Genomic DNA, 231 nt, shown 5'->3' on the forward strand with positions numbered 1-231 from the left:
ATGCGACTCCACACAGCGGGGGTGATTAGCTCAGCTGGGAGAGCACCTCCCTTACAAGGAGGGGGTCGGCGGTTCGATCCCGTCATCACCCACCAACTACTTTATGTAGTCTCCGCCGTGTAGAGTAAGAAATTGAGAAGTGGGTGATTAGCTCAGCTGGGAGAGCACCTCCCTTACAAGGAGGGGGTCGGCGGTTCGATCCCGTCATCACCCACCACTTTCTCGCCAGCT

General features: G+C 57.1%; 2 tRNA genes. Both read left to right on the forward strand.

From position 1 onward, the window contains the following. Window positions 1-19: 19 nt before the first annotated feature. A tRNA-Val gene (locus HII27_RS26965) sits at window positions 20-95 on the forward strand. 46 nt (window positions 96-141) lie between these two features. Further along, window positions 142-217, forward strand: a tRNA-Val gene (locus HII27_RS26970). Window positions 218-231 lie beyond the last annotated feature (14 nt).

The organism is Kluyvera sichuanensis (assembly GCF_014218705.1).
GTDB lineage: Bacteria > Pseudomonadota > Gammaproteobacteria > Enterobacterales > Enterobacteriaceae > Kluyvera > Kluyvera sichuanensis.